Here is a 15093-nt window from a genome sequence, read left to right as displayed (position 1 = left end):
TATCTATAAATATGTCCCCGGAGGAAGATCCCCCCGGGGACAATGTAGCCGCGTGTGGAACGTCCAATGTTACCTGGCGCCAGCAGCGCCGGTGGACATCGCTTCCATCACTTTATCAAGCGAGAAACTGGCCGCCTTTGCACGTGGCGGGAAATCGTCGAATGTTTCCAAGAAGTCCGCGACAAAGTCCTGAGCCGGCACCATCAAGAAAACATGGTCAAGCAACCAGTCATAGTAAGTATTGGAGGTGACGGTCGCGAATTCGTACGGATCACGACGAAGATTGTACAGATACGGAGTACGCATCGGAACAAACGGTTCCTGCCAAACATTCAGCGTTCCAGGAGACTTCTGGACCATGAAAATCATTTTCCAGTCGTTGTATCGCAACGCGGTCAGGTCTCCATCGTCGGAAAAGTAAAAGATCTCTTTTCGTGGAGATTCGACATTGTCCGGATCCTTTAGATGCTCGGTCATGTCGTAACCATCAAGGTGGACTTTGTAGTCACGCCCCATGGCTTTCGATGAATATCCATCTTTCAGGTCTTCTTTGATATCTGTCTTTCCGGCAGCCGCCAAGAAGGTTGGGAACATGTCCATATTGTGAACGATGCCATTGGAAACGGACCCTGGTTTGATAACACCAGGCCAACGCATGGCACATGGGACTCGCCATCCGCCTTCCCAGTTAGAATTTTTTTCGCCGCGGAACGGATTGACTCCGGCATCAGGCCAAGTGTTTTTATGAGGGCCATTGTCCGTTGCGTAATGAACGATCGTGTTGTCTGCGATTCCCAGGTCGTCAAGGACCTTTAGGAATTTGCCAATGTGCATGTCATGTTCAACCATGCCATCACCATATTCATTTTGTCCAGAAATTCCGCGAAGCTCTTCTTTGACGTGGGTCCGGAAGTGCATCCGTGTTCCATTCCACCAGCAGAAAAACGGTTTGCCCGCTTTGACCTGACGTTGGATGAAATCGATCGCTCGGTCAGAGGTATCGTCATCGACCGTTTCCATTCGCTTCTTGGTCAATGGGCCGGTGTCTTTGATTTCGCCGTCCGCTTTGGAATCGATGACTCCACGCGGTCCATATCGCTTGCGAAATTCTGGATCCTTGGGGTAGTCACGAAGTTCGGGCTCTTCTTCAGCGTTCAAGTGATAGAGGTTGCCATAAAATTCATCGAAGCCGTGGTTGGTCGGCAAATGCTCATCACGGTCACCAAGATGGTTCTTGCCAAATTGACCGGTCGCGTAGCCTTGATCCTTCAACATCCCAGCGATGGTCGGATCAAGAATGTTCATCCCTTCTTTTGCACCTGGCATCCCTACCTTTGAAAGGCCGGTGCGGAAAACGCTTTGCCCCATGATGAAGGAAGACCGTCCGGCAGTACACGATTGTTCTGCATAGTAGTCCGTGAACAAAATTCCTTCGTTCGCTAAGCGATCGATATTGGGTGTGCGATAGCCAACCAGCCCTCGCGTGTACGCAGAGACGTTGGATTGACCAATGTCATCGCCCCAGAGCACAAGAATGTTCGGTTTGTCCGCTGCCGAAGCCCCTACAGAAAAGAGGGCTCCCGCGATCAATGAGTAGACGAGTGATTTCAAATTCATTGGATGTCGTTTCTCGTTTGGGTAAACAGATAAGCAAGATTTTTGATCGAATCTCATCCTGATATCAATCGTCCGGACAACAAACAGCAATGACTCTCGCCCCGTTCTCTAAACAGGACTTCGAGCCCTCAGGGCCTAGCGACAAAACGTTCCCTATTGTCCTAATCGTTTCGACAAGATCGCATCTGCCACGCGGCAAGAGTTTTGGTCCCCGCCAAAGACAAGATGCGGCGCAAAAGCTTGCTGCCCACTCATCCCCGAAACGCACACCCAAACCAACCGCGATAGCCAACACGACACTGGTTATTATTACCGCTTGACAACTGTGGTGGCCCCCCAAACGGCCTCACTCCCTATTTTCACCAAAATATCTGCCCGCAAAAAGCTCCGAATTAGAACAAAGGCACCTGAAAACATTCGACCCAAAGGCGATCCGGTGCGAAGGTTAAGAATGGATCAATTCCCCGTAAATCGAAACGCAACTTTGACAACGAATGCACCGCGACTGCGGATTTAAGGCATTTCCGTTGCTGCACCTAGCAGGTCCCCCGGTTCAAGCAATGAACGACCGCCCTGGCCTTCTTTCCCGCTCGATTCGATGTCCGCTGAACCAGCGTTCGCTAAGTCGTTACCTGCCGTGTGGTTACAGCCTGCAAAGTTTCGGAACCTGATCGATTCTTTACCGAGAAACTCCTGTTGTTCTTGCCATTCGATCGGCTGTACACTCCTGTCACCGTCCCCGAATTCAACAGCCGAAGCCTCTATTTCAATGGCATTTGTCAAGGATGACCGAGCCACAACCAGTCCACTCGCCATCGGCGGCTACGCCACGCCCCCTCGAAACCGCGTTAGAACGTCTTCGCTACGCACGCGAAATCGTTCGTAGCGAGGCGGATGTCCTTCAAACCATCAGCAAGACATTGTCGATGGATGCTGTTCGCGCGGCCGAAATCTCCGCCGAAGCCAAGGGTTTGGTCGTTGTCACCGGAATCGGTAAAGCGGGACTGATCGGACGAAAATTGGTTGCCACGCTTGCCAGCACCGGAACTCCGGCGCAATTCCTGCACCCATCCGAAGCGATCCACGGGGATCTTGGAATGGTCCGCCAAGACGATGTCGTCTGGGCACTTTCCAATAGTGGAAGGAGTGACGAAATCCTTCAGATCCTCCCTGCCCTTCGCCAACAAGCCAGCTACCTGATTGCCCTTACCTCCGCCGACGACAACCCGCTGGCGGCGGCGTCCGATTGCGTGGTCTGCCTTGGGAAACACGACGAAGCCTGCTCACTGGGGTTGGCCCCCAGCTGTAGCACAACGGCGATGTTGGCGGTCGGCGATGCGATTGCCCTTCTCGCTAGCCAACTGAGAGGATTCTCTCGCCACGATTTTGCTCGCTACCACCCGGGCGGAAGCCTGGGCAAAAAACTAACCAAAGTCGAACAATTGATGCGGCCGCTGTCCGAATGCCGAATCGCCACGGCAACATCCACGGTCCGAGAAACGATCGCGCCGTCGGTGCCGCACCCGAATCAAACCGCTAGGCGAACCGGAGCGGTCATGTTGGTCGATGCCGATGGCCGTCTGGCCGGCTTATTCACCGATAGCGATCTCGCACGTATGCTGCAAAGGCGACATGACAATCTTTTGGATGGGCCGATTGAAGAGGTAATGACCAAACAGGTTCAAACCGTGCAGAGCGGCACTCTACTGGGGGAAGCAATCTCCCTTTTAGCGGGACGTAAGATCAGCGAGTTGCCGGTTTTGGATCCCTCGGGGCGTCCAGTGGGGTTGCTAGACATTACGGATGTGGTATCGCTATCGGAACCTCAACACAACGTCGTCGCAATGTACCCATCGAGGCCCCAATGAGCCGCCGCGTCCTTGTCAGCGATTGCGAGATCGCATCGAATATTCAACTGATTTTGTCGGACGTCGATGGTGTTTTGACCAACGGTCAAATCGTCTTTGACAACTCCGGGATCGAAAGCAAAGCCTTTCACGTGCGCGACGGCATGGGGATTAAACTTTGGCAACGAGCCGGTTTCAAGTTTGGCATTCTGACGGCTCGGAACAGTCAAATTGTCCGAATTCGTGCTGCCGAACTTGGCATCGAAACGGTCCGGCAGGGCTTCGAACATAAGTGGCCCGCCGCGGCCGAAGTGATCGAAAGTTTTGGGCTCACCCCCGAGCAAACCTGCTATATCGGCGACGACCTGCCTGACTTACCTGTTCTGCAGCGTATTGGACTGCCGGTCGCTGTCGCAGATGCCTGCCAAGACGTCCGCGGCGTCGCCACCTGGACGACGCGAGCGAGTGGCGGCCATGGCGCGGTTCGTGAAGTCATCGAGCGACTGCTTCGAGCGTTGGACCGCTGGGATGAAATCGCTGAAATCCAAGCCAAATAACTTGTCCGCCCCCTCTTCGACACTGCACTAAACCCAAGATGCCTTCCAAGCTACTGAACTATTCGCTTGCCCTGGGTTTATTGTCCCTGCTAACGGTTGTCTATCAACTGACGTTTGTCAGTTGGATCAAGCAGGAAGAGGTCACCTTTGCACCGATCAGCAATATCAACCACAGCGCCGAACCGTCCGTGGTTGAACTGATGTTTGCTGAAGGGACCTGGCAACATGACGCACGCAAACGCCTTTCGTTAAAAGACCAAGGGGTCATTCTGTTCGGCGAACGGAAACAGGTTTCCCCCACCCAGTGGCGAGTCTGGCCGGTCGCGGTGGTGATGCGACGTAGCGGCGCCCCTCCGATCATCATGGAAGCGGCCGAAGGTGCAGACGTTACGTTTTCAGAACCTCTAGAAGTGATGGGCAGCAAAGCCCCTCCAATCAAAAGCGGGCAGCTGGTTGGCAAAGTCACCATTCGTTCCGCCCCCGCGATCCATGGCCAATCGATCCCGCTCCGCGATCAGCTGGAAATCGAGACCAAAGATGTGGGGATTGATAACCAACGGATCTGGACGAACGAAGAATTGAAATTGCGATGGGGCGAAAGCGTCCTGATTGGCCGCAATCTTGAAATCCGTCTGGCGGGTGGCGGATCGATCCCAACGTCCGGTGGCCAATCGCCACTTGCGATCCTAGACAGCATGGAACTGGTCTACTTGGACCGTTTGCAAATGCCTGTTCCCGGCAAACGAAAAAAAACCGACGATCCCAACACGGTGGTTCCTAATGGAGTCGCATCGATCAAGTGCGCCGGACGCGTTACCTTTGACTTTGCAACGGATCTTCTTAGGCTGCGCGACGCCGTTCAAATCCGGCACCAACCGCATGTAGGGCCCGAAGACCTAATCGAATGCGATGCGGTTACGATCGAATTCAATAATCCGCTTGCCGGCGACATCGACCGCACGTCGACCGCCGATTGGCTTAAACGAATCGAAGCGATCGGACAGCCAGTGATCGCAAAACTTCCAACGGCCGAAGCCGAAATGGTCGCGGAGAGCGTCGTCTACGATACCGATGAAGGAACGGTTCGAGTCCAAGGAAGTGCCGGAGTTCGAATCCAATACCAGGACATCAATTTCCAGGTCACTGATTTTGCCTACCACTTTTCAGCCTCGGACCCGACTCAGATCGGGACGCTGGACTGCAAAGGGAGTGGTCTGCTTGACTTTAAAACCAACGACGCGATGGCTGTAAAAACCGTTCGCTGGAACAAAGGCGTGCAGTTACGTCCACTGCCAGAGCCCGGCAAACACGAACTGTTGGTCGATGGGAAAGTGACCACCACGCTTGCCGATGGCGGCGAAATCCTTGCCGACATCCTGCGTTTTACTTTCCGGCAAAAACCGGAACCCGCGAGCCCCCCCGGTGCTCCAGCGACCAACGGTATCGATAAAGCCAGCGGGATGCCGACGTTTGAACCGGAGCAAGCCTCCGCCACGGGCAACGTCGTCTTTAACACAACCCTGATGTATGCCGAAACAAAATTGCTTCAGTTGTTTTTTACGATCCTGCCGGAATCCGAAACGGATCAAACCGTTCCGCCGGGACTTAAATTGAATCCAGCGTCCGGAAAAAAGAAGCGACTTTGGGTTCGTCAGCCAGACGACTCCGAAGATTCGGTCTCTCCTGTCGCCCGGCCAAGACCGACACTTACCGCCGATTCGATGCACGCTAGCATCACGTTGGTGAACAACGAAGTCACCAGCAGCGATCTAAGCGTGATGGGCAACGTCCGCTTGGACCATCAACTCGCGACGCCGCAATCGGTCCTGCCCCTAAAGGTCGCTGGCGATAAGCTTCGCATTGTCAGCAAAGGGGGGCACGACATGATGCAGATCAATGGGGACGTAACGCACCCCGCTCGGTTTGATTTAGGGGACGGTTACTTCATCGGCCCTTTGATTCGCGTCAGCACAAGCGACAACTACGTCTGGATCAATCAAGCGGGAGAGTGCCAGATGCCTTCCGGCCTACTACCGGTGGGTCCCGACGCGACGATGAAGTGGACGGCTCCACCAAGGTGTAGCTGGGCCGGCGAGATGTACTTTGACGGACAACAGATTGAACTGTCCGGCGGAGTGCAATTGACCGCCAAAGTGGAAACGATTCCGGCAAAATCCGATCGTGCACAGGCACCCGCAAAGAACAGCGTGACTCCTTGGAACATGATCGCGACCGGCGACCGGATGACCATTACGCTTGACCAGGCCGTCCAAATCGCCAGTCCCGAAACCGGTCGCCAAGCAAAGCTAAACGATGTTTCCCTAATCGGCAGCGAAGGCAAACCGGTCTACCTAACGGCAGACCAATCCAACGACAAGAATCAGTTGGTCGCGCGGCATGTTCTCCATATGCCTCGATTAACGCTAAAACCGAATACGGGTCTACTTGAGGCTCCCGGTCCTGGTTGGTATCGAAACTGGTCGGTCCCCGCCCCAGACGGTCCGTTGGCAAAGTTTGTTCCACAGGGCGGCCTGATGGGAACTCACTTGGTATTCGCTGAAAAGATGGAAGGTGATTTGAACCAACAAGAACTCCGCTTCCACAACGGGGTTCGTATCGGCATCAGCCCGGTGGTCTCCTGGGAATCGACGTTCGAAGCCACCGAAATGACCTCGTTGGAAGCCGGGCAAGCGACGATCGACTGCCAAATCTTACGGATCGCCCAATCTCGGCTGCCCTCCGATGTGGCCGGAAATCAAGTCGATCCGCGAACGGCTGGCATGATCAGCAGCGATCCTACGAAAACCAATAAGTTGGGTGCCTTGGAAATCGAAGCCCTCGGAGGCGTTATCTTTCGAGCCCGCAACGAACGAGGATTATTCGATTGCTCAGGCGAACGCGCTTCGTATGCAGCCGCCAAAGACCTTTTCATGATCGAGGGTGACGGACGGAAGGCGGCAACGTTCAAACAGACACAACCGAACGGGCAACCCGGTATGAACGTGTCGCTACCCTATATCAAAGTATGGCCCAAAACGATGGAAATCGATGCCGAACTGCAGCATGCTTCGCCAGGAACATTACCGGCGCACATGCAAGCCCCCGGCCGATAGTTTACGCCGCGGGATCGAACGGTTCCGGCTGAACCGTCGTTGCGAGCGTCGTGAAACCAGAAGGCCGATACAGAGACGATTCTTTATCTTCCGAAGTCAGCGCACTGACGCCGATGACCAGAGAGATCGCCACGCCGGTAACAATCATCAGGATGATTAACAGCATCCACCACGGCATCCCCACACCCTGCAGCTTCTTCTGCATCACCACCTCATTCTCCATATCGGAGTGAGCCTTATCGAGCAGCGTATGGCCCAGCAAAGTCCGTTCGGCCTCGGTCTGGTAACCCTTTACGCTTTCTCCGGTCTGGGTGTTGAAGCCACAATTGAGGCACAGAATTGCCCCCGGTTTCATATCTTTCGTGCAATTCGGGCAGGTGGCACCTTGGCGTTGGGCCATTCCTTCTTCTTCAAAGAGGTCCGACAGGTCGTTCCCCATTGCCGCAGCCGGCGGTGCCACTGCTGGAGCCGCATCCGGAATACGGATCGGTTCTTTACAGGCAGGGCAGCGGACCCGTTTGCCGGCCAATTCTGACTTCACTTGCATTTTTTTACCGCAAGGACAAGCAACAGCAATGGGCATAGTCAGAGCACACCTAGAGGATGGAAAACACAAGCAAATGAAGACCGCATGGAATGGAGAGCAACGAAAGCCAAACCAAACCGACAAGTCAATGAAGGATTGCCCTAGTTTACCCTAACGGCGCTGGTTGGCAATTTGCATCGGCTGAGAATCGCCGCGAGAGAGAAAAGCGGCCGACCGCCGATGCGAATGAAAGCGATTAGCGGTATTTCACGGGCAACCAACAGGCAAAGCGTAAGCGGACAAAAAAAAATCGCCGAATTACGAATCAGAGCCCCTAAGGGGCGTTGACGATTCGAGCCGAATGCAGGATTCTTCTCCATAAGCAACGCGGCCGTGGCGGAACTGGCAGACGCGCTAGGTTGAGGGCCTAGTGGGAGTTAATCCCGTGGAGGTTCGAGTCCTCTCGGCCGCATTGATTATTTACGGGGTTTTTGCCAATTCGGCGAAGGCCCCGTTTCTTTTTGCCCCTCTGGCAAGTGATACGCCGTGTTAGTGATTTCGGCGGGCTGTGGGCCCCTGTTTGTTTCCGCCGGGCTCGTCCAACAAATATTGACTCGCTAAAAGCCCTGGCACTGCGTCCCCTTGTCGGTTTATCCGACAGGAACGAAAGATTTGAAATTAGAAGCGATCACTCATCTCGTATTGCGTCTGGTTCGGCTTGCCGCTGAAAGCGGCAAGCCGAACCAGACGCGGGAGTTGTTCAACACATCTGATCTAACTTCAAATCTTTGCTTCTTGCCAGACAAGCTGGCATGGGGCCAATTCCGCTTAGAGGCCTACAAATCGGTCCGTTATAAATCGCAGGGAACTTCGAGGCGGACCTTCGAGGCGTATATGCCGACTCGCAGAGCGAGTCGGCGGCCAAAAAAACGGCAAACGAAGAATCGGCTGTGTTCGCCGGAACGGCATCGCTATTGCTCTTTGGTCCGGCCTACTTGCTGTTTTTTTCCACCGGGCTCGCTCCAACGAATATTGACTCGCTAAAAGCCCTGGCACTGCGTCCCCTTGTCGGTTTATCCGACAGGAACGAAAGATTTGAAATTAGAAGCGATCACTCATCTCGTATTGCGTCTGGTTCGGCTTGCCGCTGAAAGCGGCAAGCCGAACCAGACGCGGGAGTTGTTCAACACATCTGATCTAACTTCAAATCTTTGCTTCATGCCGGACAAGCTGGCATGGGGCCAATTCCGCTTAGAGGCCTACAAATCGGTCCGTTATAAATCGCAGGGAACTTCGAGGCGGACCTTCGAGACGTATATGCCGACTCGCAGAGCGAGTCGGCGACGAAAAAACGGCAAACGAAGAATCGGCTGCGTTCGCCGGAACGGCATCGCTATTGCTCTTTGGTCCGGCCTACTTGCTGTTCGTTGCGTTCGCCGGAACGGCATCGCTATTGCTCTTTGGTCCGGCCTACTTGCTGTTCGCTGCGTTCGCCGGAACGGCATCGCTATTGCTCTTTGGTCCGGCCTATTTGCTGTTTTTTTCCGCCGGGCTCGTCCAACAAATATTGACTCGCTAAAAGCCCTGGCACTGCGTCCCCTTGTCGGTTTATCCGACAGGAACGAAAGATTTGAAATTAGAAGCGATCACTCATCTCGTATTGCGTCTGGTTCAGCTTGCCGCTGAAAGCGGCAAGCTGAACCAGACGCGGGAGTTGTTCAACACATCTGATCTAACTTCAAATCTTTGCTTCATGCCGGACAAGCTGGCATGGGGCCAATTCCGCTTAGAGGCCTACAAATCGGTCCGTTATAAATCGCAGGGAACTTCGAGGCGGACCTTCGAGGCGTATATGCCGACTCGCAGAGCGAGTCGGCGACGAAAAAACGGCAAACGAAGAATCGGCTGCGTTCGCCGGAACGGCATCGCTATTGCTCTTTGGTCCGGCCTACTTGTTGTTCGTTGTGTTCGCCGGAACGGCATCGCTATTGCTCTTTGGTCCGGCCTACTTGCTGTTCGTTGTGTTCGCCGGAACGGCATCGCTATTGCTCTTTGGTCCGGCCTATTTGCTGTTCGCTGCGTTCGCCGGAACGGCATCGCTATTGCTCTTTGGTCCGGCCTACTTGCTGTTCGTTGCGTTCGCCGGAACGGCATCGCTATTGCTCTTTGGTCCGGCCTACTTGCTTCGAGGCGGACCTTCGAGGCGTATATGCCGACTCGCAGAGCGAGTCGGCGACGAAAAAACGGCAAACGAAGAATCGGCTGCGTTCGCCGGAACGGCATCGCTATTGCTCTTTGGTCCGGCCTACTTGTTGTTCGTTGTGTTCGCCGGAACGGCATTTCTATCTAGAAGACCGAACGGGCTGAACCGCGTCATTTCCAAATGCCTATCCCATTCGGGGTATACTGCTGGTGCGGGTCCGACACGACTTTAGATGAGCCTTGCGATATGAACTGGAAATGGTTGCTACTGGTTGGTCTTGCCCTCCCTTTAAGTGGCAAATGGTGTGCTGCGGGCGAACCGATTGTGGTTGGCCGCGGAGTTGACCTCTTTGAAATCGGATCACTTATCGCTGAAGATGATTTTGCGACCCTGGATGACTGGGAGGTCCAAATCCAGCAGCGAGATGGTTTTCCGCCCGCACAGGTTGTTGCTCGCGATAATTCGCTTGACTGCCTGTTGCCGGGGCGCGGCTGCACGGTCTGGTTCAAACGAAACTTACCGACGCGTATTACTATCTCCTACGATGTTATTTGCCCGACGCCGCATCCAGCCATCAAGGGCGTTCAACCTCGAGACATCAACAACTTCTGGATGGCGACAGATCCGGCCGACCCTAGGGCGGGGTTATTTGATGCGGATCGATACAGCGGCAAATTTAGTTCCTACGACAAAATCCATGGATACTACGCCAGCACCGGTGGCGGCGGAGCGGTCGCCAATCGCACCACGCGAATGCGCCGTTATCCGCGTAGCGTTGACGACAAACCGATCGACCATCTAGCGCTCACCAGCAAAGACGAGCAGCCCGGCTATCTCATCACTCCGGACAAAGTGATGTCCGTGCAACTGGTCGCCTACGACGACGTCGTCCAGTACATCGTCGACGAAAAACTTGTCTACGAAATTGCCCGTGGCGACTCGATTCAGCTGGAAGGCCGCGATCCTGAAGGGAAACCTACGAACCCAAAAGCGGTTTACGACCTTGACCGTTTTCCTGCGTACGAACAAGGATTCTTCGGTTTCCGCATGGTCGGAACCCACCACATTTATACAAATTTTCGAGTCCATGCTTTGGAGCCGGCGAACGAGCAAGCGTCAAAGGCGAGTAACGACACTGCGCTGGCTTCGACGGTTCAGGTCGCCTCGATAGAAGCATTGCGAGAAGCGATGGCGAAAAGTAATCAACGGGTTGTCATGAAGCCGGGCAGTTACGTCGTCTCCGATTTGGCAGACCGTAAAACCGCCTTCTATTTATCCGGATCCAACAATCATTTTGATCTATCGGGCGTCACACTCCTAATGCCGTTAAGCACGCTTAGGAAAATGACTTCTTCCGGCCCCCACGGAAGGGCCGCTTACAAGATCACCGGCGATCATATCACCTTGAAAGGGGGCACCTTCGAGAATCAATACCCAGACGGGATGACCGAGGTTACCGATTTCGGAAGTTACAACCAGACTTCACGCTACCACCCCTCTGGCAGCATGACCGAAGTGAGTATCAGCGGTGACGACGCCAAGATCCTTGACTGCCGTTTCACCATTCGAGGTTCCTTCCCCTACGGCTATGGAAACATGTACGGGATCGGAGCCGGGAGTGCCGTACGGTTGAAAAAGCACAGCGGGATTCAAATCAGCGGTGACCGAGCCCTTATCGATCGATGCAAAATTCAGATGGAGTCGTTCGGTCACGCAATCTTCGTCCAAGGTGGCGATGATCTGATGGTGCGAAACACTCAAGTGGAAGGAAAAGTTCGCCGCAGTGACGATCTGTATCTGGAAACCGAGGAAGGTGACCTTGCTAAAAAATTCAACTATGAACTGCAGTGGCCGAAAGAAGTGAAAGGACTTCCGATCCCCAAAGCGCACATGCTAAATCTAACCGAAGATGGGATTCGGGCGTATTCGGGATCCGGCCACGTTACCGTCGAGAACTGCCAGGTGCGAAAGAGTCGCGGTGGAATCAAATTGTACATGGCGAAAAGCGCTACGGTTAAGAATTGCGAAGTGCAGGACTGTATTGTCCAGGGCTACTCGTTGCCCAGTCGCGGTGTCGTTGAGAATTCTCGCGGCAATGCCGCCTATGGCCCGCTGCTATACATCCATTCCGATTCGCATACGTCCCAGCAGATCGAACTGACGGTTCAGCCCGCTCCGCACGGACTGGGCGACCACGTCTTGGCTGCCATCCGGGGGCGCAACCACACCATTAATTTGGCCAGTCCTGACGACGCCATTGCCGACACGCCTCGTCCAATCGTCGTCGGCTATCCCCTTCGATTCGATTTTCTTTGCGTTGATTATCCGCGGGTTCCCGCGGGCTACGAGTCTCATTTCTCGCGATTTGCTCCTAAATCGTACAGGGCATCGGGAATCACACTGCGAAACAGCACCCATAATCCCGTCGTTTTAGGTACACTGTCAGAGGACAACACGATCATTAGCACTGGCCCTATACGGGATTTAGGCACAAATAATCGTTGCAGCCCCCCGCAGTGATGCCCCCCCGCAGTAGTGCCTCCCGCCAATCGCATCAAATCCCCGCCGATTCAATTGAATGAATAGAACCGCAAGAGACTTCTGCAAGTTGCTTCTGATCTCTCTTATGGGATTTTGCCTATCGATTTCTTCGGCATCGGGTGAAGACGGTCTGCCGACCCTCGAGGAAGTTAAGATTCGCGGGCGTCTTCAATCAGGCTATCGCAAAACGGCATCGGTACAGGAACCAACAAACCAGGTCCCCAAAGCGAACACTGCCGAATTCCACGCGACGATCGAACCGCTGCTGCAGGCATCCTGCGTACCCTGCCATGGCCCAGAAAAAGAAGAGGGCGGATTTCGAGTCGATACTTTAGCGCCCGATATGATTCGCGGTGGCGACGCCGATTGGTGGATCGAAGTCATCAATGTTTTAAGCAATGGTGAAATGCCTCCCGAAGGAAATGAATTTCAGCTTGCCGGTGATGCCCGCGGCCAGATCATTGACTGGCTTTCGATCGAACTCCAGACGGCGTCTCAGGTTCATCGAAACGATCGCAACCACACTTCCTTCCGGCGTATGACTCGGTACGAGTACAACTACGCTTTGCAGGATCTGCTTGGATTGCCATACGAGTTTGCCAACGATCTTTCGCCGGAAACCATTTCTGAAGATGGGTTTGAGAACAGTTCGGAGATGCTGCAAATGTCGGTAAAACAATTTGTCAATTACCGTGCCATTGGACGACAGGCTTTACAGAAGGCAGTCGTTCGCGGCCCACGCCCCGACAACTTGTACTATTCCATTCCGATGGATGCCGCTTTGGTAAAAGAGCGTAATGATAAGAAACCGCAGGATCTGAAACGCGGGCCCCGATACCGCGACTTGGCAACCGGCGAGACCTATCGGGCGGCCTATCAGTACAACGGCGGACGGATGGCTCACCTCCCCAGCAAACAGCTGACCGATCCCCCCGTCGAATCTTCCAAAGTTCTGCTGCTGCCCCCGGGGAACGAACATCGCATCGACCTAAGTGATCAGTTGCCCGACAGAGGCACCCTACGCATTCGTGTGCTGGCATCGCGTGTGTCGATGGAGAGCCCAAGTCCCCCGACTCTGCGACTTCGTTTTGGTTACCAGCCATCGAATGACTCCCGAACCAGCGAACGGGTCGACGACCGGGATGTTCCGATCCTGGCCTCCCCCGATCAGCCAGCGTACTACCGGTGGGATGTACCTCTTTCAGAAATTCCACGGAACAACTACCGGGGAGTCACCGAACTGGGCGACCTGCCCAATCCTACGGAATACCTGATTCTTCAGAACAGTTACTCAGGACGCAAAAACCGTCAGGAATCGGAAATCGAGATCCTTTCGCTCCAGATCGCGACTCCTGTTTACGAGCAGTGGCCTCCGGAATCGCATGCTCGTATTTTTATCGACAGTGACAATAAGGAAGACGAACCTGCCTACGCGCGGGAGATTTTATCCGCATTTTTGCCCCGTGCATGGAGACGCCCAGTAACCGATGCTGAAATCGATAGACAACTCGCGTTGTTCACAAGCGTCCGTCCCGAGTGCCAAGATTTCCAAGAAGCGATGATCGAAGTACTGGCAACTGCGCTGGCCTCGCCGAAATTTCTATACCTCATTGCAGAGAGTCCTCAGGCGACAAAATCCGAAGCCCTCACCGATTTCGAACTCGCCACCCGGCTGTCTATGTTTCTCTGGTGCAGCACGCCCGATGCTGAACTGCTCGATCTGGCGGAACGCGGAGAGCTGAATGACCACCAAACACTTCTTAAACAGACGAACCGGATGCTGGCCGACCCGCGCAGCGAACGGTTCGTTCAGCAATTCGTGCGGCAATGGTTGGGCATGCAACTGCTTGACTATCTGGACGTCGAAAAGGCGAGCTACCCGGACTTTGATGACGAACTGAAAACCGCGATGCAACAGGAACCCATCGCCTTCTTTCAGCAGATGCTGGCGGAAAACCGAAGTGTTCTGGACTTCGTGCATGCGGACTACGCGATGGTTAACGAGCGGTTGGCAATGCACTACGGACTGCAAGATGTGCATGGCAAATCATTTCGCAAGGTGTCGCTTGCCTCGAACGATCGTCGAGGCGGTTTGATGACACAAGCCGGTCTCTTGGCGATGAATTCTGACGGCAAGGATTCCCACCCGCTCAAGCGAGGCATCTGGCTGCTGGAGCGATTGCTAAACGACCCTCCGCCTCCTCCCCCGGCGGCGGTCCCTGAAATTGATATAGCCGATCCAGAAATCGCCAAAATGACGGTCAAAGAGCGAATCGAAAATCACCGGAATGATCCTGCCTGCATTTCCTGTCATGCAAAAATTGATCCCTGGGGAATTGCTTTTGAAAACTTCGACGCGGTTGGACTTTGGCGTGACCAGATAAAAGACAAACCGGTTGATGCGTCTAGTCGGTTGTTCAACCAACAGAAACTTGACGGGGTGGACGGTTTAAAGCGGTACTTACTGGCGAACCGCCAAGACCAATTCTGCCGAGCGATGGTGCACAAATTGACCACCTTTGGCCTCGGGCGTCCGCTCGGTTTTGCTGACCGATCGAGTATCGATCAAATCACTGCCCAGCTCCGTCAGAAGGGCGATGGTCTTTCGACTCTGGTCTCACTGATCGTTACGAGTGAGCTTTTTCAGGCTAAATAGAATGCACCGCAATTATTCATGCAACGGAGGTGA

General features: G+C 54.2%; 9 protein-coding genes and 1 tRNA gene. 7 read left to right on the top strand and 3 right to left on the bottom strand.

From position 1 onward, the window contains the following. Positions 1 to 69: 69 nt before the first annotated feature. Complete coding sequence (locus tag FF011L_RS12175; RefSeq protein ID WP_145351927.1) at positions 70 to 1617, bottom strand: arylsulfatase; 1548 nt, start codon at positions 1615 to 1617, stop codon at positions 70 to 72. Positions 1618 to 2130: 513 nt separating this feature from the next. Continuing rightward, positions 2131 to 2400 (bottom strand): hypothetical protein, encoded by a 270-nt coding sequence (locus tag FF011L_RS12170; RefSeq protein WP_145351926.1) that lies wholly within the window; start codon positions 2398 to 2400, stop codon positions 2131 to 2133. Positions 2401 to 2402: 2 nt separating this feature from the next. Here FF011L_RS12170 and FF011L_RS12165 point away from each other — a divergent pair, with 2 nt between their 5' ends. From FF011L_RS12165 to FF011L_RS12155, 3 genes are read left to right on the top strand one after another with little or no spacing between them, the layout of a single operon-like run. Continuing rightward, positions 2403 to 3485, top strand: a complete 1083-nt coding sequence (locus FF011L_RS12165; RefSeq protein WP_145351925.1) for a KpsF/GutQ family sugar-phosphate isomerase — start codon at positions 2403 to 2405, stop codon at positions 3483 to 3485. Continuing rightward, complete coding sequence (locus tag FF011L_RS12160) at positions 3482 to 4021, top strand: KdsC family phosphatase (RefSeq protein WP_145351924.1); 540 nt, start codon at positions 3482 to 3484, stop codon at positions 4019 to 4021. Before FF011L_RS12165 ends, FF011L_RS12160 begins: the two co-directional genes overlap by 4 nt. 38 nt (positions 4022 to 4059) lie before the next feature. Next, on the top strand, positions 4060 to 7134 hold the full coding sequence (locus tag FF011L_RS12155) for a hypothetical protein (protein ID WP_145351923.1): 3075 nt from the start codon (positions 4060 to 4062) through the stop codon (positions 7132 to 7134). Position 7135: 1 nt separating this feature from the next. Here the strand turns inward: FF011L_RS12155 and FF011L_RS12150 are convergent, their stop codons facing one another. Then, positions 7136 to 7681: a hypothetical protein gene (locus tag FF011L_RS12150; protein ID WP_145351922.1), complete on the bottom strand. Its 546-nt coding sequence runs from the start codon at positions 7679 to 7681 to the stop codon at positions 7136 to 7138. Positions 7682 to 8047: 366 nt separating this feature from the next. On the opposite strand from FF011L_RS12150, the gene FF011L_RS12145 reads away from it, so the two are divergent. From FF011L_RS12145 to FF011L_RS12130, 4 genes are all read left to right on the top strand, one after another. Continuing rightward, positions 8048 to 8132 (top strand) — tRNA-Leu (locus FF011L_RS12145). A gap of 623 nt (positions 8133 to 8755) precedes the next feature. Continuing rightward, positions 8756 to 9346: a hypothetical protein gene (locus FF011L_RS12140; RefSeq protein ID WP_145351921.1), complete on the top strand. Its 591-nt coding sequence runs from the start codon at positions 8756 to 8758 to the stop codon at positions 9344 to 9346. A 763-nt stretch (positions 9347 to 10109) separates the two neighbouring features. Beyond that, positions 10110 to 12383 (top strand): right-handed parallel beta-helix repeat-containing protein, encoded by a 2274-nt coding sequence (locus FF011L_RS12135; RefSeq protein ID WP_246109885.1) that lies wholly within the window; start codon positions 10110 to 10112, stop codon positions 12381 to 12383. 106 nt (positions 12384 to 12489) lie between these two features. After that, a complete protein-coding gene (locus FF011L_RS12130) occupies positions 12490 to 15060 on the top strand; it encodes a DUF1592 domain-containing protein (protein WP_218933163.1) in 2571 nt (856 codons plus the stop codon). The last annotated feature ends 33 nt before the right edge of the window (positions 15061 to 15093 follow it).

Source organism: Roseimaritima multifibrata (genome assembly GCF_007741495.1).
GTDB lineage: Bacteria > Planctomycetota > Planctomycetia > Pirellulales > Pirellulaceae > Roseimaritima > Roseimaritima multifibrata.
This window is presented reverse-complemented; position numbering and strand designations above follow the sequence as displayed.